Raw genomic sequence first — 18,973 nt, forward strand, 5'->3', positions numbered from 1 at the left:
AAAAAATTTTTTTATTTTAAAGGGTTACCCCTTTTAAAATCTCGTTAGCTGCACCTTCATCTGTAATCAACCACGTTTGACTTGGTGCGTGATTCATGTAGGACGTGATTGCTTGGCTCTTAGCCTTACCACCCGTCACTGCAATAATGAACGGTATTTCTTTTAAATCATTTAATTGTAAGCCAATACGTGGGATTTTATAAACGATATCGCCATCTTTATTGAAAAAATACCCAAAAGATTCGCCAACGGCTTGTCCTTCTGTGATAATTCTCAATTCCTCATCAGACATGCCACGTCGTTGGGCCATATGCATGGCATTACCAACACTGTGAATGACACATGTAGAACGATGGATTAATTGCAGAACATCTTGAACACTTGGTTCTTGCAATAAGGATTGATACGTTTCTTGACTTACCCGTTCTGGTACAAATAGTGAGCGAGAACGTCCACCTGTTTTTTTGGCCATTAATTCACTGACCGAATTGGCTTGGATGTCAATAGACTCTCCTACACCGCCTCTTGCGGGAACAAATATATTGTGTCTTAACTTTGGTTCAAGTAAGCTCATTTGGCTTGCTACTCCAGCCATCGTTGTCCCCCCCATTACCGCAATGATATTCTCTTTTGCTGGCAATAATTGATTCAACGCTTCTGTAACAGATTTGCCAAACTCTTCTAACACTTGACTGTCTTGATCACAATCACCTGAAACAATTGTACAACGTCCTATATTGAATAATTGTGCTAGTTGTTGTTCTTTTTGTTTCATTCCAGATACTTGAGACATTAACTCTTCAAGTTCCTGTAATACACGTTCACCTTCAGCAGTAAGCGTCATACCACTTTTAGAAATATTAATCAGCTGTAACTGACGTAATATATCTGTTTCAGTACGTAAGGCACGTTCTGTGGTATTTAACTTTTGTGCCAATGTTCTACGTCCAACCGGAGACATCCATTGGATATTACGAAGAATAGTAAAACGTTCTTCCACAATTTCCAAAACTTCAGGAATAATCGCTTCTAACAAATTAATCTGATTTTCCATTTGTTTTGTCACTTCTCCTTTACAGTGGGACAACATTCGCCCAAGCTAGTCACTTAACGACCCATGCTTCTTAAAAATAAATTGGTAGAACAAACAACACACTATGTCATCACTACCAATCACAAAATTAGTATAGCACCACTAAAATTTAAAATCAAGTATCAGATACCTAAAAAGAACTTGTGGAAGTGATTTCCTACAAGTTCTTACTCTTGTTATTTTTATTTTACACTTCTGGAGTTTATTGGATAGATAGAAATGTTTTGTTTTAACAAATAAAAAATCACTGCTTGAACCATAGCTAGCGGTACCATTTGCCACCCAAAAACCTCATACGCTAACAAAATCGCCGTTAAAAAGGTATGCGAGGCGCTACTAAACACGCCAATATAACCCAGCGCTACGACCGGCATAAGAGGTAGATCAAAAACTGTTGCAAATAAATAACCAAAACTAGCGCCAATTGAAAATAATGGCGTCACTTCTCCCCCTTGAAATCCAATAGAAAGTGTCAAAATAGTGAACAATAGCTTTAACAACCAATCATAAGGTGCGACCACACCAAAGAATGAAGAGTCAATCAGGTTAGTGCCTAAGCCTGAGTATCGGCCATAATGGCCAAAAAATAGTAATAAAGCTAAAAATGTTCCCATCACTGTCATTTTCAAATAAGGATTTTGGAATCTATCATTTAACAAACGCTTAGTCGCTGTTAGTAACAAAGCAAATAATTTACCAATTGCAAATAAACTTAATATTAACAACAACCATTTAAATACTGATACAAACGTCATCGTTGTCCACCAGTTTTGACTATTTGACAGACGAACAGCAAATTTTTCTAAACCTAAAAAAGAAGTGGTAAAAAATGATATAAAAGCCGCAATAAGGACATAGATTATATTAATCAGTTTAATTTTTTTTGTACGAAATACTTCAAAAGCAAACATAGTTGCCGTTAATGGCGTTTGAAACAAGCCACCAAAACCTGCCGCCATTCCAATGATTAAAAATAATTGCTTATAGTTTGCTGTTTGTTCAGCTTGTGGAAAGCGACGAAAAAGTTTATTACCAACTGTTCCTCCAATTTGAACTGCCACACCTTCTCTACCAGCACTTCCGCCAAACAAGTGCGTTAACCACGTACTAACAACGATTAATGGAATAAGGATAAGGGGAATGTTCTCTTTTTTATCTTGATGGACATCAAATAGTAAGCCCATCCCTTTAGAGACTTCGTTACCATAACGTTGGTAACAATAAACAATCATAAGCCCCACAACCGGTAGCCACGGAATGACGTTTGAAAAATAATCTGTCCTAATGTCTCCTATTTTTAATAATACTGAACCAAATACGTAGTCCAATAACCCTACGATTAAACCAATTAAAGCACTATAAATAGGGATTCTAAGGTCAATTTTTTTATTCATTGTATACTCCTCATCAAAAAAGGTAGACAATTACTGCCTACCTCCTAATCATTAAATTTTTATCGTTAACTGCTAATTATCATAACGTTTACGATTTGTAGAAGAAGGAATGCCTAAAATATCACGATATTTTGCTACAGTTCTTCTAGAAATAGCCACACCTTCTTCTTTCAACAATGTTAAAATCTTTTGATCAGATAAAGGTTTACGTTTATCTTCGCCGTCTACAATTTTTTGAAGTAGCTGTTGAACATCATTGGCTGACGTATCACTGTCACTATCTGTTTGAGAAATAGCTGTTGTAAAGAAGTGGCGCATCTCAAACACGCCAAAGTCCGTTTGTAAATATTTGCCATTTACGGCACGACTAATGGTTGATTCATGAACCGATAACGTTTCTGCCAATTCTTTTAATTTCAATGGCTTAAGGGGACGATTAGTATCTGTAAAGAAAGCATGCTGGCGTTTAACAATTTCTTCGCCAACTCTCAAAATCGTCTCACCACGTTGCACAACGCTCTTTTGTAACCATTCAAATTCGGCTTGTTTTTCTTTCAAGTAATGTTTGACTTCTTTGTCATCACTCTGACTCATTTGATCAAAATATTGTTGTTGGAAAACAATTTGAGGCTGTCCACGCTTGGTTGAAAGCACACTTAATCCGTCATTTTCTCGCTTCACAATAATATCCGGATAGATTTGATGCTCAAATGATTCGCCAAAACCTGCTCCTGGATTTGGGGTTAAGTTTTGAATATAATCGTATATTTCTTGAATATCTTCAAGCGAAATTTTATAAGCAGATGCGATTTCTTTCCATTTCTTATTAGCAAATGTTTCAAAATGTTCTTCAATGACGATATAGGCCATATCTGGGGCATGTTCATCTCGTTCAATTTGTAACATTAATGCTTCTTGAAGGTTTCTAGCTCCTACACCTGGCGGATCCAGTTGTTGAAGAAGCGTTAACGCATCGAGCATTTGAATATATTCTGAACCTGTCTTCTCAGCAGCATCCTTTAAATCAATTGATAAATAGCCATTTACATCTATAAATTCCACTAAAAAAATAATCAGTTGTCTTAAATAGGTATCTCGATAATTCAAATGAATCTGGTCAATTAAATATTCAAAGAGTGACATACGGTTATCCGCAATATTGGCAAAAACATTTTGCTCGTCCTCTCCTTGATAACTTTGACGATTGACATACGGTTCATCATACTCGCCCGTTGTCACCTCAAGTTCCATCAACGGATTTTCTAGCGTCTTATTTTCTAGAAATGCTAATAAATCATCTGTATTATATTGCAAAATCTGAATAGATTGTTGTAAAGCTTGCGTCATCGCTAACTTTTGCGTTTGCTTTTGTTGTTGATTTAATTGATGACTGAAATTCAACATATAATTCACCTTCTTCACTTTAATAGCTTGCTATTTATTATTTTATTAGCTAAAATTATTCTTGTTCTTGCACCTTTAGTGTAGTGGATATCACACAAGATTCCGGTTCTTGAAACAGGGGTTCGATTCCCTTAAGGTGCGTAAAACTCTCTTATATATCAACGTTTCAGGACGTTTTTCCCTAATCATTTCCTAAATCGTTTAAAATACCTAGACATCAAACGTGTCTTTCATGAATTACTTCATGATAATCTTTTTAAAGTATAGCTCAAAAAAAAGGCGAACTCAACCACGTTCGTCTTTTTTATTTAGGCTGTATAATATTTGGTGTTGATGGAAAATCCAATTAGGATTTTCTGTTAACACTTTTTTTTGATTTTTAGACAAAAAAAGAGACCTCAACCTGATAAAATTAAAGTCGACTAAAACCAAATATATCGGAGGGGTCTCTTATGGATAAGCATACTAGAAAATTACTTGGATTGGAAGATAAAAATATATATTTTGCAGAAGATTGGTTAAAAGAAGAAAAGAAAAAAGATGTTCTGGCTTATATTATTGAAGGTGTATTAACCTATCGCCCGACTTGCTGCGAAAAATGTGGTGAACTAGATAGCTCAAAAATCGTTAAAAACGGATATAGAACGACCAAAACACAATTACCGCCCTTTAGAAATAGACTGACGTATCTAAAGCTGCATCGTTCAAGATTTCGTTGTTACACCTGTGGTGCTACTTTTATCGCCTCAACACCTATCGTTGAACGCAATCATCATATTTCCCGTGAATTAAACTATCAAATCATGATGGAATTAAAGCGTATTGTATCTCGTAAAGATATTGCGGAACGGTACTTTGTTTCTGATGTAACTGTGTTACGTACACAAAGAGAGTTAGCTAAACAACGGACAATTAACTACAATCACCTACCAAGTATTCTATGTATTGATGAATTTAAATCAATGAAATCATGTGAAGGCTCTATGAGCTTTATTTGCGTTGACGGCGTTAGGAATAAGCTGTTTGTCCTCTTAGAGGACAGACGATTGGAGAAGTTGGCTAGTTATTTCATGAAGTTTTCTCTTAAAGTACGCAAATCCGTTAAATACTTAGTCATGGATATGAATGGTAGCTATGCGCAACTAATCAAGAAAGTTTTTCCTTGTGCTGAAATTGTCACGGATCGTTTTCATATTGTACAACACATTAACCGTAGCTTTAATCAGTTACGTATCAATATCATGAATACCTTCCGAAATCATCATTCAGAAGATATGAAGAAATATCGCAGATTGAAGCGTTACTGGAAACTCCTTTTAAAAGATACTGATACTTTAGATAATAAGCATTCACATTATCATTATTTGTTTAAACGTGAACTTTTCCAACAGGAAATTATTGATGAACTATTAACTTATGATGAGCGTCTACGACTAGCATACGATACCATCCAGCTCTTACATCACTATCGCAAGAAATCCGATGTAGAGAACTTCTTTCATATAATAAATGACTTATCTAAAGAGCTTCCTAACTGGTTTAGAAAGAAATTAACCTTCTTCAATCGACACAATCAAGGCATTTATAATGCCTTGATTCTGCCTTATTCTAATGGTATTACCGAAGGTATCAACAATAAAATCAAATTAATTAAACGCGTTTCCTACGGCTATCGTAACTTTAGAAACTTACGTGATAGAATTTATATTTCGCAAGGATTAATTTTCCAAAATATCATATAAAAAAGGTGAAGCTTTTACACTTCACCTAGTCACTTATTTTAGCAAATTTGAGCCCATCAACACTATTTGACGAAGAGCCTTTATTTATCCTATATACTAGTTGTGCACCAATTACTTTTATTAAACATACGCTAATATTTCTTTAATAGTCATCTATAAGGTATAATTTCATCAGGAGGTGTTTTATAATGAAAAAAACTAACTTTGTCGTCGTTTTTTGGTTGTTAATTGCACTTATCTCTTTTGTCGTGTTCTTAATGAACTTCTATTCTTTATTTGAGTCAGTCTCTTATATTCTATTCCCAGCGAATTATACAGATGGTTACTACTCAGATAAACATCAGTTATTTAGAGACTTGATCAAAACTATTCCGATGTTACTAATTGTTACGGGTTCATTTGTCATCAGTCTAAAACAAGGATTAAAAGCTTACGAAACAAGTAACACACTCACTGAAACAAAATAACTACATCCAAAAGAAGAAAAAGAGCACATTATTTGTTTCATTCATTCTTTTTCTTCTTTTATATATTTTTACTTTACAATTTTTTTATCTAGGCGTAAAATTATTATATATTAGCGGGTGTAGTTTAGTGGTAAAACTACAGCCTTCCAAGCTGTTGTCGCGAGTTCGATTCTCGTCACCCGCTTTTGCAACATACTGAACTAAGGACAATGACGATTTAGTGTCATTGTCCTTTTTATATCCAACTATCTTCGTTGGTAACTAGGAAAGAGCAATATTGTTTACTAATTTGATAAATTTGCTATAATCAATCCATCAAGATAATGGAGGTTGATATTATGAAATTGAATCGAAAAAAGCTGTTTAAGTTGGTCAAAAAGAATACTATGAATTGTTCTTGTCGTTGCTCTTTCTGTCGAGATCAAGTCCATTGCGGTAGTAAAGAAAATGGTTGTACATGTTAATTAGTTAAGAATAATATTTATGGGAGATAACACTTTAATGGTTACCTCCCTTTTATCATGCTGTCACGTCCGGGCCTTATCGCTTTTTATTTTCATTAAACGATGTTAAAATATAAATATAAGAAAGGTAGGTTTTGAATATGACAATTAATAGAGAAACAATCACGCACCTTATCAACGAGGATAAAAAAGAGGTCGAGCGCTTAGAAAATCGTCGCCAAGAAGATTTAGGCAATTCCATCAACTATATTGAAAATGAATTACAACTTCAACACTTACTTGGAAGAATCGAAGGATTAGAAACATTATTAGGAAAAATTTAATCATACATAAAAAGAAGCTAGCACAGTATTTTTTACTGTGTTAGCTTCTTTTTTAGTAATATTTCGGCATATTTTGATGTAAAGCTACGATTCCTTGTTCTAAAATAGCTAATTGAGCCAATGTTTCTTCCGGCTTAACAACTGCTTCTTTACCGTTTATTAACACATCGTATAGCGCTTGATACACACGTGAATAATCACCAACTTCAGAGACGACTTTCTCTTGGTGATACACACCTTGTTCGTCCATGTATGTTAGCTCTCCATAATGTTCAGGCAAGTCCACCCCAAAATCAGTATTAGTTGGCATGTAAAACAATTTCAGATGCTCTTCCTGACGATCCTTAGTTGCTTTAATAAAACAACCTTTCGTTCCATATACAGCAAAACTTGGACGTTCTTTAATCCTAAAGAAACTAGATTTAACCGAAACTTTTAAACCTTTTTGATAAAATAAATCTAAATCAAAGTAATCGTTCATACGATTAGGACCCAATAATTGTCGGACATCGTAATGGATATCTAACGGCTCACCAAAATATGAAATCACTTGGTCAACTGTGTGACAGGCATGACTATATAAGTAGTCATTGATGACATCTAACTGATGATTATTAGTTGGTACTTCTGGTCTGAAGTAATCAAAATGCATCTCAACTTCCAAAATATCCCCTAGTTTACCGCTCTCAATCACTTGTTGAACTGTTAAAAAATCAGAATCATAACGACGATTTTGATAACACTCTAAGTGTAGACCTTTTTCTTTAGCCAAACTAAATAATTCCTTAGCTTGTTCTGTTGTTTCGCAGAATGGTTTTTCTAATAAGACATTCTTATGATGATTCAACGCTTCTTTTGCTAGTTCATAGTGACTTGAAGGTGGTGTCGTAATAACGACTAAATCTAATGCCTCATCTTGCCATATTGATGATAGATCATTGACATATTCAGTTCCTTCTAATACATCCCATTTAGGTTGACTACGTGCGTAAATCTTTTTGACATTAATTCCTTCAACTTTTGTTGCAAAAGGTAAGTGATAACGATTCGTACTTTTTCCATTTCCTATATAGGCAATAGTTAACATATTCATTCCTCCGTTCATTCTTATCTTCATTTAATCATTGACCGTTGAATCTGTAAACTATTTAAGTAAAATTGACAAATTATTCCAAAATCAATAACAATACAGCCACTAAGCTGGAATATTTTTCCTTTTCATTTAATACACTTGACGAAAAATGATTTTACTTAGACAATAAAGATGGAGGTGTTGGCTATATGTTGATATTGGAAGCCTTAAAAGAACAAAAAAACTTTAATTCATCAGAAATTGAATTAGCTAATTATATACTTGAACACGCTGAAGATGTTTTAGACGACTCTATTCAAGAATTGTCAGGTAAAACATTTCATGCCACCTCAACTATTTACCGTTTATGCCGAAAAATCGGACTGAAAGGCTACAAAGACTTTAAGATAAAATTGTCTGCTGAACTACAATCAGCTCCGACTTCTAGCATGGTCGACCCAAATTTTCCATTTACAAAAGATGATAGTACGAGATCTGTCGCAAAAAAGATTTTGAAACTATCTATTTCTTCTTTGGAATACACAGAGCAACTCTTAACTGACGACTTGATTCATAAGGCTGTCGAACTACTTAGTCAATCAGAACGAATTGGCATTTTTGGTTACGGAGACCCCTATCTTCCCGCTCTTAATTTCCAAAACAAAATGATGAAAATTGGTAAACGAGTTGAACTAACCCCTATTCCTGGTGAAACGCATCAACTAGCTTTCCAATTTTCACCACAAGATTGCGCTATCGTCCTTTCTTATAGCGGGCAAAGTAAGAATATGTACGAAATTACGCAAATATTAAAACAGCGACACACAAAAATCATCGCTATTACGTCAAATACGGATTCACATATTGCTACTTTAAGTGATTTGTCTATTCAAATTGCTAATAAAGAAAGCCAATCAGTCAAACAATCAACCTTTTCTTCTCAATTAGCGATTGATTACGTTCTTAACACCTTATATTCTTGTCTATTTGTAGAAGATTTTGAAAAAAATCAACAGAAAAGAATTAGCGCTGAATTGAACTTTTTAAATGATCGCTTCTTTTAGTCAAAAATAACCTAGTGAAGCAGTTGCTTCACTAGGTTATTTTTATTAATGCGCGTTTACATCACTTAAAGCTACTTCACTTAACACACCGTCATTCATTTCTAAAATACGATCACAATATGATAACATTCTTGTATCATGCGTTACCATGATAATAGTTGTGTTTGACTCATGAGATATTTTTTGAAAAACTTCTACTACTTCGTAAGCTTTTTCAGTATCTAAGCTGGCAGTTGGCTCATCTGCTAAAATAATTTTAGGACTTAATACTAAAGCTAAACCAATCGCCGCGCGTTGTCGTTCGCCACCTGAAATATCATCTGGATACTTATCTGCTAAATGCGTAATCGATAATTTATCCATTACTTCTTGGACACGTTCTTTATCATATTTTTCTTTTTTGTATTTGTACTTCAATTCAAATTGTTCCTTTAGCGTCAAATATGGCACTAAATTGGAGGCTTGCAGAACAAAGCCAATATCATTGAAGCGCACACTAGATAGTTCATTTTTTGATAAATTTGACACGTTCTTTTCATTGATGGAAATGCTTCCTGAAGTTGGTGATTGTAAGGCTCCCATAATAGTTAATAATGTTGATTTACCACTACCACTTGGTCCAACAATCGCCACGAAATTCCCTTCATCAATCGTCAAACTTGTTTCTTTTAAAATAGTGACTTCGTTTGAACCCACAGTAAAATTTTTGGTTACTTTATTTAATTCAATGACATTCATTTTGATGACCTCCTATAACGCATCTAATGGATCAATATTTAAAACACTCTTTGCAGAGAAAATGCTACCAATTAAACCACATAGAATGAATAATCCTGTAATGGCTAAATATAGTGGCCAATAAATAGCAACCGGTACGGCAGCAGGCATGAAGTTAAACGTAATAACCGTTAACGCTAATCCAATTAATGCCCCAAAAATACTGATTAACAATGTTTGATAAATCACTGATTGGCTAATAAATTTATTACTAATTCCTTGAATTTTCAAAATAGCAAAAATTGATTTCTTTTGCATAGTTAAGATATACATGAAAATCCCAATAATAACTGATGCAATTAAAATTAATGATACAATCATCAAGCCAAAGGTTAACACCTGTGCTTGATAACCTGGAATAGAATTAATGAATTCTTTTTTGTCCATATAGATCAAATCATTATCTGCTAATTTCTTCTTATCAACTTTTTCATCAACAATTAACGCTGAAATACGATTAGGCATATTTTGCGTTGGTCCTGTTGTCGCTTCTACCCCTTCAGCTTGATTTTCCTCTGTTGGCGAATAAATCATCATGGCTTGAGATGCCATCTCTAAATCAACGTATCCGACAGGTTGTGTATTATATTTTGATGATTCTGTAAAACCAACTACTTTATAGGCACGATCTGTATCAAGTAGTGTAATGGTATCACCCAACTTAACATCAACTAATTCTTTAAAACTTTCACTTAAGACGATTTCATCTTGAGCTGCAAACTTTTTACCTTCTGTAATAGGTGCCATTAAATCTTTATCATTTTGTTTAACCCCCATTAATACAAGGTCTAACGGATCTGATGATACATTTTTTACTTCAACAACAGTTGAGCCAACGTTTAGCTCTTTTGCATTTTTTAAGCCTAAAGATTTCACCACTTCTTCATCAATAGCCGATGAATAAATATTCTGATTAGATGCCTTAGTTAATACAATGCCCTCCGCATTTTTCCAATGATCAATCGATGTTGTATTTGATTTAGCTAGACCATATGCTAATCCAGATAAAAAATAAACTAAATACGCAATTAAGATGGTCACCATAACGATCATGAAAAATCGTCCTTTTTCTTTTTTTATTTCTTTGAGTGCTAAAAACATATTTGTCCCCAATAAGATACAAACCCTATTGAGTCCTCCCTTCTACATAACTTATCACTTGATAAGTAGATTATAACAGAGTAAGATACGATTAGATAATATTTTGCTTATACTATTTTTTTGTTATAATAACCCTAATGAAACTAGACTGAATAGAGGTGTCTACATGAAACAAAAAATCATTGACTTAGCAACCGAATTATTTATGAAACAAGGCTACTTAGCGACTTCTACTAGACAAATTGCCAAAGAGTTAAACATCACACAACCTGCCCTATATCATCATTATAAAAATAAAGAGCAAATATATATTGAAGTGCTAAAAAACTTTTCAAATAAAATTGGTATTCAACTCCACCAAATCATCCATTCTGAACCTAATAACGAAGAAGCATTAATCAAAATTTGCCACTACTTGAAAGATAGCCATCCAATGAATTTTTCAATGATGATGCACGACATGAATCATGAGCTAGACCAACAAACCAAAGGCGAAATCTTTATTATTTGGCATAATAATTATTTCCTTTATTTTGAACAATTGTTTGAACGATTTGCTCAAATTGACGACTTATACTTATCACCTAAACAAATTTCATCTCATTTTTTAAGAGGCTTATCTGCTTATATTGTTGATAAAGACGAACAAAACTTGACACCTGAATTACCCATTGAAGAATTTGTGAAAATATTTTTACATGGCATAATCAAAAAATAAGCAAGAAGGCAGATGCCTTCTTGCTTATTTGATTTGATTTGTTTTATTTTCTACAAATTCTCGTTGCAGTTTCACGTTTAGTTTAGTATATATTCGCTCTTTAAACCACTCTTCGTTCGATGCTTCTATCGCCTCATCTAGATTGAACCAACCTACTTGACTATTTTCATCAGGTTTAATCTTTAACGGTTCCTTTTCATCTGCTTCTAATAAATACGTCACATTCAAGTGCAAATGAGACGGTATGTAATGTCCTCTTTTATCATGACCATCTACTGTTAATACTTCCATTGAAAATATCTCTTCTGATAATGGACGAACTTCACGAAGGCTACTTTCTTCTTTAACTTCTTTCATTGCCACCTCTAGTAAGTTTCTGTTACCATCTGCATGTCCACCGAGCCAAGCCCACGAGTCATACAAATTATGATAAGCCATTAATACTTTATCTTTGGTTTGATTCACAACCCACGCAGAAGCAGTAAAATGCGCACAACGATTAACTCTCGTAAACAGATGCTCTTGTGTGTCTAATAAATCTAACATTAACTTTTTATCTTCTACTTCTTGCTGATTAATAGGTAAATAATTCATCAATTGCTTCTTAATATCCATCGTAACACCTCTTATTTCTTTGCTCAATTATAGCACAAAACCAGTTTTCTCTAAACGAACATTGCAAACCTTTATGTTATAATCTGATCGGAGGGATTTTATGAAAAAAATAATCAAACTACCACTAATCTTTATTGGCGCATTAAGTTTATTGGTACTTATCTATGTCAGCTATTTATTGATTGACTATCATCGTTTACCAGATAACCAAGCACTAACAGCCGTCAATCGCAAAAACTCAGAAGTAGAAAAAAACCAACGTACAGCGTACCAGGTGACTAGCTTTAATATTGGCTACGCGGCATATCCAGCAGACTATTCTTTCTTTATGGATGGCGGGAAATATTCTCGTGCCTATAATAAAGAAACCGTCATGACTAACCTTAAAGGCATCACCGATAATCTAAGTCACTTGAATTCTGATATTATCATGCTTCAAGAAGTGGATACTAAAGGTGATCGTTCAATGGACGTTGATGAAGTGGCTTATATTACCAATCAACTTGCACCCTATCACTATGTATTCGGACAAAATTACGACTCAAGTTACCTATTTTATCCAATCACACAGCCAATAGGCGCTGCAACATCAGGACTACTTTCATTAAGTCGTACACCAATTGAACAAAGTACCCGTTATTCACTACCAATTGAAACAGACTTTAATAAATTTTTCGATTTAGATCGTGCCTTTACTGTTTCTCGTACAACATTAGATGGTCATCCACTAACCTTTATTAATGTGCATTTATCAGCATTCACCAAAGATACTACTATATTGGATAATCAAATAAAAAAATTAGGACAATATATGACGCGTGCATATAAAGCAGGACAAAGTGTGATTGTAGCAGGAGACTTTAACCATGACATGTTAGGCAACAGTCCTGAAGTTTTTAATACTGATACTATTCCTAGAACATGGACACATCCATTCCCAGTCGAGTTGTTACCAGAACACTTCACGATTCCTAAAGGTTCATTAGACAAGGATAATATCCCATCTGTACGTTCTAACGGAGAGCCTTATAAAGCAGATAAATCTTTTGTTTCAATCGTTGATGGGTTTATTGTGTCTGATAATATTAACGTTAAAGACGTTACTGTATTAGATTTAAGCTTCAATTATTCTGACCATCAACCTATTACCTTGTCATTTGAATTCAAACCTTAAACTTACAACTCTAAGTCGGTGTACCCACGCTTACTTAGAGTTTTTTTTATACATAAAAAGGCTGAAACATCGTGACGTTTCAGCCTTTAACTTATCTATTATTTTGTTGATCCTTTGATTTTGAAGCCATGAGGTAAAACGATTTGTTTTTCTTCAACTTCTTCTTTATGCATTAATTTAGTTAATAAACGCATTGATACTGCACCAATATCATATAAAGGCTGGCTAGTTGTTGTAATTTTTGGTCGTGCTACATCTGTTAAGAATGTATTGTTAGATGTGACAATTTCAAAGTCATCAGGTACTTTAATCCCTTGATCTTGGATAGCATTTAAGATTCCTAAAGCTAATGCATCTTGTGTCACAATAGCAGATGTTGCACCACTATTAATTAAACGCTCTGCTAAGTCTTCTGCTACTCTATAATCATAAACTGTTTCAAACACTAATCCTTCTTTATAAGGTAAATTAGCTTCTTTTAATGCCGCTTTATAACCGCTTAAACGTTCTTTACCATTAATTGGGTCCAACAATGAACCTGTGACTAAAGCAATATTTGTGTTACCATTTTTCACAAGTAATTCAACCGACTCTTTACACGCTTTAGCATAATCAATATTTACTGAACCTACTTGGTTATCTGGATCAATTGCACCAGCTAACACTACAGGTGTTTTTGCTCTTGAAAATTCTGCTCTTAATTCATCGGTAATATGGTGTCCCATAAAGACAATACCATCTACCTGTTTTGATAATAGCGTATTTAATACATTCACTTCTTTTTCAGGCTGTCCATCTGAACTTGCTAAAATAATATTGTATTTATACATAGTCGCTACATCATCTATCCCACGTGCTAATGCTGAGAAATAAGCATTGCTAATATCTGGAATGATTACTCCAACTGTGGTTGTTTTTTTGCTAGCTAAGCCTCGTGCTACTGCATTTGGACGATAATCCAAGCGATCGATAACTTCTAATACTTTCTTACGTGTGACAGGTTTAACGTTGGGATTACCGTTAACGACACGTGATACCGTTGCCATTGAAACATTTGCTTCACGAGCAACGTCATAAATTGTAATTGTTTGTTTTTCCATGATTGCCTCCATCTATCTATATCTAGAATTCAAAAATATTTCCTTATGTTTAATCATAATAAGAATAGCAAATGTAAGCACTTTATGCAAGCGTTTTAACGAAGTTCACATAATTTTGTTTTCATTACACATCTTTTTTAACTCTTATGAAACAAAGGTTCCTCTATGATTTTGTAAATTTTCAACTTTTTTCATTATAAGAATAAATAAACGATTTGTAAACTGTTTTGAAAAAAAAAAGAACCTTTTCAGGTCTTTTTTAGTTAATCGATTGTTTTAATGCGTCTAAATTATCATTCATGATGGAAAAATAATCTTTTCCATCTTCAATATCTTTTGACGAAACGGTTTCTAGCGTTGATAAAGTTAATACATCCGCTCCGGTCGCTTTTGAAATGGTATCGGCATATTTACTTGAGCCTGATTGTTCCACATAAATATAGTGAACATGTGATTCCTTAACAAAGTCTTGAAGTGCTGCTAACTGTTTAGGGCTTGGCTCAATATCAGGGGTTAAACCTGCGATTGATACTTGGTCTAAACCATATTCATTTGCCAAATAACCAAACGCTGCATGTTGGGTCACAAATGTTTTGTTTGTTGCATCTTGGAACGCCGCATGAAAATCATGATCTAAGTCATCTAGTCTTGTTTTAAATGAATCAGCGTTTGCTTGATAAAAATCACTATTTTTTTCATCTACTTCAATTAATCCTTTAGTAATAGTAGCTACTTGCTTTTTCGCTAATAAAGGACTTAACCAAACATGTGGATCAACTTCATGATGATGACCTTCGTGATCTTCTACCTCGTGATCATGTTCGTCTTCATGTTCATGCGAATCAGCTTCTTGCGCATGCTCATGTTCTTCAGCTTCTTCTAAAAAATCGATACCTTTTGAAGCTTCAACTACTTTGGTTTTATCTGTATCAATATTCGCTAATACTGAAGATACCCATGTCTCCATTTCTTCGGAACTATATACAAAAATATCAGCAGATTGGATTTTAGCAATATCTTTAGCACTTGGTTCGTAGTCATGAGGTTCAATCTCCCCACTCAACAACATGCTAACCTCACCTTTATCACCTACAATGCTTTTGGTAAAATCATAAACTGGATAAAACGTTGTGACTACCTTTAATCCTTCATCATTTTTGTTGCTATCATTTTTCTTAGCACACGCTGTCACTGATAATGCAGTAAACAATCCCGCTAATACCAATACTATCTTTTTCATATTTCCCCTCCTGTTAAATCGTAATGATTACTATTTAAATTATACACGAATTTGTTCATTACGCAATAAAAAAAGCATCCATACGGACACTTTTTTTATTGAACTATTTTTTACGCCCATTAAAGGCATCTTTTACTTTATCGAAAAAACCTTCTTCTTGCGGACTAACAACCGTCTCTCCACTTGCTTCTGCAAAATCTTTTAACGCTTGTTTTTGAGCATCATTTAGGTTTTTAGGTGTTACAAGTTTAACAATAACATGTTGGTCTCCATTACCAGTACCACGTAATCTAGGTGCCCCTTTGCCTCTTAGACGGAAAGTTGTTCCTGTTTGGGTACCTGCTGGAATTTTTAATTTAACCTCTCCATGTACAGTTGGCACTTCAACTTCAGTTCCCAAACCTACTTGGACAAAATTAACCGGCAGTTCATAAAATATATCTGCACCTTCACGCTCAAATGTTTTACTTTCTTCAACACGGAATACCACATATAAATCTCCATATGGTCCACCATTAATTCCAGCTTCACCTTGTCCGCTTAGACGCATTTGTTGACCATCTTCTACACCAGCTGGTACATTAACTTTCACTTTATGTGTTTCGTTAATTTTTCCAGTACCGTGACAGTCTGTACATTTATCTTTAATTGTTTGACCTTTACCTTGACAATCTGGACAAACTTGACGACTCATCACACGGCCTAGTGGTGTTTGACGTTCAACATTGATAGTTCCTTGACCATGACAACGACTACATGTTTCTGGATGAGTCCCTGGTTTTGCACCACTTCCTGAACATGTCTTACATGATTCTTCACGTTTGTAACTAATGTCTTTTTCAACACCAAAAATTGCCTCTTCAAAGGTTAAATTAATACTATATTGTAGGTCTGATCCTTGACGTGGTGCATTTGGATTACTTGAACGACCACCGCCACCAAAGAACGATTCAAAAATGTCTTCAAAACCTCCAAAACCTCCAAAGCCACCGCCAGCTCCAAAGTTAGGATCTGTAGATGCATGACCATATTGATCATAGGCAGCTCTTTTTTGTGCATCACTTAACACTTCATAAGCTTCCGCTACTTCTTTGAATTTTTCATCAGCATCTGCTTCTTTATTTATATCAGGATGATACTTTTTTGATAGCTTTCTATAAGCTTTTTTAATTTCATCGTCTGAAGCATCTTTCGATACCCCTAGCACTTCATAATAATCTTTTTTTGCCATGGGTTTACCTCCACACTTCTCTAGTTTCAATGCTTTCTTATCATATCATATTATTTACGAATGGCAAACCGTTCATTAACAGTAGTAATCATAGAGAAAGCCAACTACCCTGAGGTGGCTGGCTTTCAATTTGACTAGTCTTTGTTTACTTCTTCGAAGTCACCATCAACGATATCATCTGCTGATCCTTGTGCTTCGCCAGCACCTTCAGCTGCTTGTTGAGCCGCTGCCGCTTGTTCGTATAATTTAACTGTTAAGTTTTGCACGATTTCATTCAATGCATCACGTTTAGTTTTCATTGCTTCTAAATCATTTGCTTCAACTGCTGCTTTTAATTCATCGCGAGCTGCTTCTGCTTGTTTCACTTCAGCTTCGTCTACTTTACCTTCTAAATCAGCTAATGTTTTATCAACTGAGAATAATAAAGCATCTACATCGTTACGTAAGTCTGCTTCTTCTTTACGTGCTTTATCTGCTTCAGCGTTTGCTTCAGCATCTTTCACCATTTTTTCAATTTCATCATCTGATAAGCCAGAAGAAGATTTGATTGTGATTTTTTGTTCTTTTTGAGTACCTAAATCTTTAGCACTTACATTTACGATACCGTCTTTGTCAATATCAAATGTTACTTCGATTTGAGGAACACCACGTGGAGCTGGTGGAATATCTGTTAGTTGGAAGCGTCCTAATGTTTTGTTATCCGCTGCCATTGGACGTTCACCTTGTAACACATGAATATCTACGGCTGGTTGGTTATCTGCTGCTGTAGAGAATACTTGTGATTTGCTTGTTGGGATTGTTGTGTTACGGTCAATTAATTTAGTAAAGACTGCACCCATTGTTTCAATACCTAATGATAAAGGCGTTACGTCTAATAAAACAACATCTTTAACATCTCCGGCAATAACTCCACCTTGGATAGCAGCACCCATTGCAACTACTTCATCAGGGTTAACTGATTTGTTAGGTGTTTTGTTTGTTTCTTTTTGTACAGCGTCCACAACCGCTGGAATACGTGTTGAACCACCTACTAAGATAACTTCGTCAATTTCAGAAGCTGATAAACCAGCATCTTTTAATGCTTGACGTACAGGTAATTTAGTACGTTCAACTAAGTCAGCTGTTAATTCATCAAATTTAGCACGAGTTAATGTCATTTCCATATGTAATGGACCTGCTGCTCCTGCAGTAATAAACGGTAAGCTAATTTGAGTGCTTGTCACACCTGATAAATCTTTTTTAGCTTTTTCTGCAGCGTCTTTCAAACGTTGAACAGCCATTTTATCTTGAGATAAATCAATGCCGTTTTCTTTTTTGAATTCTTCTACTAAGTAGTTCATGATTTTGTTATCAAAGTCATCCCCACCTAAATTGTTATCACCTGCTGTTGATAATACATCAAAAACACCGTCTCCTAACTCAAGGATAGACACGTCAAATGTACCACCACCAAGGTCAAATACTAAAACTTTTTCTTCTTTATCTGTTTTATCTAAACCGTAAGCTAATGCTGCTGCAGTTGGTTCGTTAACGATACGTTCTACTTCTAAACCTGCGATTTTACCAGCGTCTTTAGTTGCTTGACGTTGTGAGTCGTTGAAGTAAGCAGGAACAGTGATAACTGCTTTTGTTACTTTTTCACCTAAATATTCTTCAGCGAAACCTTTTAAGTATTGTAATGTCATGGCTGAAATTTCTTGAGGTGTGTATGATTTACCTTCGATGTCTACTTTGTAACCAGCTTCACCCATATGACGTTTGATTGACGCAATAGTGTTGGGGTTAGTTACAGCTTGGCGTTTCGCTACTTCACCTACTTGAATTTCGCCATCTTTAAATGATACAACAGATGGTGTTGTACGATTTCCTTCTGGATTTGGAATAATTTTAGCTTCTCCGCCTTCTAATACAGCTACCGCAGAGTTAGTAGTACCTAAGTCAATACCGATAATTTTACTCATATTAAATCGTCTCCCTTAATTTTCTTTTTATAT

General features: G+C 34.7%; 17 protein-coding genes and 2 tRNA genes. 8 read left to right on the forward strand and 11 right to left on the reverse strand.

The features are described from left to right. Nucleotides 1–16: 16 nt before the first annotated feature. From E4Z98_RS05270 to rpoN, 3 genes are all read right to left on the reverse strand, one after another. Entirely contained in the window at nt 17–1,054 is a 1,038-nt protein-coding gene (locus tag E4Z98_RS05270) for a sugar-binding transcriptional regulator (RefSeq protein ID WP_135254867.1), read from the reverse strand. 221 nt (nt 1,055–1,275) lie between these two features. Then, on the reverse strand, nt 1,276–2,487 hold the full coding sequence (locus E4Z98_RS05275; protein ID WP_135254641.1) for a chloride channel protein: 1,212 nt from the start codon (nt 2,485–2,487) through the stop codon (nt 1,276–1,278). Between the two features lie 72 nt (nt 2,488–2,559). Further along, the gene (rpoN, locus tag E4Z98_RS05280; RefSeq protein WP_167790945.1) at nt 2,560–3,888 is read right to left on the reverse strand and encodes an RNA polymerase factor sigma-54; all 1,329 of its coding nucleotides are present in this window, start codon (nt 3,886–3,888) and stop codon (nt 2,560–2,562) included. Between the two features lie 72 nt (nt 3,889–3,960). Between rpoN and E4Z98_RS05285 the strand changes: the two genes are divergently transcribed. From E4Z98_RS05285 to E4Z98_RS05305, 5 genes are all read left to right on the forward strand, one after another. Beyond that, nucleotides 3,961–4,032, forward strand: a tRNA-Arg gene (locus E4Z98_RS05285). 311 nt (nt 4,033–4,343) lie between these two features. Then, complete coding sequence (locus E4Z98_RS05290; protein ID WP_135961173.1) at nt 4,344–5,633, forward strand: ISL3 family transposase; 1,290 nt, start codon at nt 4,344–4,346, stop codon at nt 5,631–5,633. Nucleotides 5,634–5,821: 188 nt separating this feature from the next. Continuing rightward, nucleotides 5,822–6,100, forward strand: a complete 279-nt coding sequence (locus E4Z98_RS05295) for a hypothetical protein (protein ID WP_135253534.1) — start codon at nt 5,822–5,824, stop codon at nt 6,098–6,100. A gap of 113 nt (nt 6,101–6,213) precedes the next feature. After that, nucleotides 6,214–6,284: transfer RNA gene (locus tag E4Z98_RS05300), tRNA-Gly, on the forward strand. A 420-nt stretch (nt 6,285–6,704) separates the two neighbouring features. After that, a complete protein-coding gene (locus E4Z98_RS05305; protein ID WP_135253533.1) occupies nt 6,705–6,887 on the forward strand; it encodes a hypothetical protein in 183 nt (60 codons plus the stop codon). A 52-nt stretch (nt 6,888–6,939) separates the two neighbouring features. On the opposite strand, the gene E4Z98_RS05310 is transcribed toward E4Z98_RS05305, so the two are convergent. Then, on the reverse strand, nt 6,940–7,974 hold the full coding sequence (locus E4Z98_RS05310) for a Gfo/Idh/MocA family oxidoreductase (protein WP_135253532.1): 1,035 nt from the start codon (nt 7,972–7,974) through the stop codon (nt 6,940–6,942). A 194-nt stretch (nt 7,975–8,168) separates the two neighbouring features. On the opposite strand from E4Z98_RS05310, the gene E4Z98_RS05315 reads away from it, so the two are divergent. Further along, nucleotides 8,169–9,023, forward strand: a complete 855-nt coding sequence (locus E4Z98_RS05315) for a MurR/RpiR family transcriptional regulator (RefSeq protein ID WP_135253531.1) — start codon at nt 8,169–8,171, stop codon at nt 9,021–9,023. Nucleotides 9,024–9,068: 45 nt separating this feature from the next. Here E4Z98_RS05315 and E4Z98_RS05320 read toward each other — a convergent pair whose 3' ends face one another. Then, a complete protein-coding gene (locus tag E4Z98_RS05320; RefSeq protein WP_135253530.1) occupies nt 9,069–9,761 on the reverse strand; it encodes an ABC transporter ATP-binding protein in 693 nt (230 codons plus the stop codon). A 12-nt stretch (nt 9,762–9,773) separates the two neighbouring features. Further along, complete coding sequence (locus E4Z98_RS05325) at nt 9,774–10,901, reverse strand: ABC transporter permease (protein WP_135253529.1); 1,128 nt, start codon at nt 10,899–10,901, stop codon at nt 9,774–9,776. A gap of 166 nt (nt 10,902–11,067) precedes the next feature. On the opposite strand from E4Z98_RS05325, the gene E4Z98_RS05330 reads away from it, so the two are divergent. Further along, the gene (locus E4Z98_RS05330; protein WP_135253528.1) at nt 11,068–11,619 is read left to right on the forward strand and encodes a TetR/AcrR family transcriptional regulator; all 552 of its coding nucleotides are present in this window, start codon (nt 11,068–11,070) and stop codon (nt 11,617–11,619) included. Between the two features lie 24 nt (nt 11,620–11,643). Here E4Z98_RS05330 and E4Z98_RS05335 read toward each other — a convergent pair whose 3' ends face one another. Then, on the reverse strand, nt 11,644–12,234 hold the full coding sequence (locus E4Z98_RS05335) for an NUDIX hydrolase (protein WP_135253527.1): 591 nt from the start codon (nt 12,232–12,234) through the stop codon (nt 11,644–11,646). 100 nt (nt 12,235–12,334) lie between these two features. Here E4Z98_RS05335 and E4Z98_RS05340 point away from each other — a divergent pair, with 100 nt between their 5' ends. Continuing rightward, entirely contained in the window at nt 12,335–13,408 is a 1,074-nt protein-coding gene (locus E4Z98_RS05340) for an endonuclease/exonuclease/phosphatase family protein (RefSeq protein ID WP_135253526.1), read from the forward strand. A 98-nt stretch (nt 13,409–13,506) separates the two neighbouring features. Here E4Z98_RS05340 and ccpA read toward each other — a convergent pair whose 3' ends face one another. From ccpA to dnaK, 4 genes are all read right to left on the reverse strand, one after another. After that, nucleotides 13,507–14,508, reverse strand: a complete 1,002-nt coding sequence (gene ccpA, locus E4Z98_RS05345; RefSeq protein WP_135253525.1) for a catabolite control protein A — start codon at nt 14,506–14,508, stop codon at nt 13,507–13,509. 259 nt (nt 14,509–14,767) lie between these two features. After that, nucleotides 14,768–15,748: a metal ABC transporter substrate-binding protein gene (locus tag E4Z98_RS05350; protein WP_135253524.1), complete on the reverse strand. Its 981-nt coding sequence runs from the start codon at nt 15,746–15,748 to the stop codon at nt 14,768–14,770. A gap of 103 nt (nt 15,749–15,851) precedes the next feature. Next, a complete protein-coding gene (gene dnaJ / locus E4Z98_RS05355; protein ID WP_135253523.1) occupies nt 15,852–16,979 on the reverse strand; it encodes a molecular chaperone DnaJ in 1,128 nt (375 codons plus the stop codon). 134 nt (nt 16,980–17,113) lie between these two features. Then, a complete protein-coding gene (dnaK, locus tag E4Z98_RS05360) occupies nt 17,114–18,940 on the reverse strand; it encodes a molecular chaperone DnaK (protein WP_135253522.1) in 1,827 nt (608 codons plus the stop codon). Nucleotides 18,941–18,973: the final 33 nt, after the last annotated feature.

This window comes from Vagococcus xieshaowenii (assembly GCF_004792515.1).
Lineage (GTDB): Bacteria > Bacillota > Bacilli > Lactobacillales > Vagococcaceae > Vagococcus_A > Vagococcus_A xieshaowenii.